The sequence below is a fragment of the Vibrio sp. 10N.222.49.C9 genome, assembly GCF_041474985.1.
Lineage (GTDB): Bacteria > Pseudomonadota > Gammaproteobacteria > Enterobacterales > Vibrionaceae > Vibrio > Vibrio crassostreae_C.
This window is the reverse complement of record NZ_JBFRVD010000656.1, coordinates 1-397: the sequence shown is the minus strand read 5'-3', so window position 1 is coordinate 397 and position 397 is coordinate 1. Positions and strand designations below refer to the sequence as shown.

Annotated in this window: 1 protein-coding gene; it reads right to left on the bottom strand. The window is 41.3% G+C overall.

Going from position 1 to position 397, the window contains the following annotated elements; all coding sequences use genetic code 11:
- Positions 1-397, bottom strand: a 397-nt coding sequence (locus AB4585_RS24925; RefSeq protein WP_372171436.1) for a hypothetical protein, incomplete at both ends; no start/stop codon positions are given.

Sequence of the window (397 nt, the reverse complement as noted above, 5' to 3'; positions counted from 1 at the left end):
CCTCAATATTCACCGTCAACCAATCCAATGAATATGCATCGACACCAATAACCACAAATGACTCAGGAACTATCGCACTCTTCTCTTCATCAAATAACAATACATCAGACAACGCTCGCTTAGATTGTAATTTAGTGGTGACTGGATACATATTAGAAACGACAAAACGCTCAATATCCTTAACCGTAATCTTACCGTCCATTATCTGCTGTGCTAATTCTCGCCTCTCAAATTCAGCCTGAATAGTTTCAGCCGCAACTCCAGCATCAATATCCTCTACCAAATCTTCCAAAGGTACCGAGTTCTCCTCAGAAATCGACAACACCTTTAAATCCTTTCGGCCTATCACACCTACATCAGCAACAGATTGACGGAACGCACGATTAATCTCATCCAT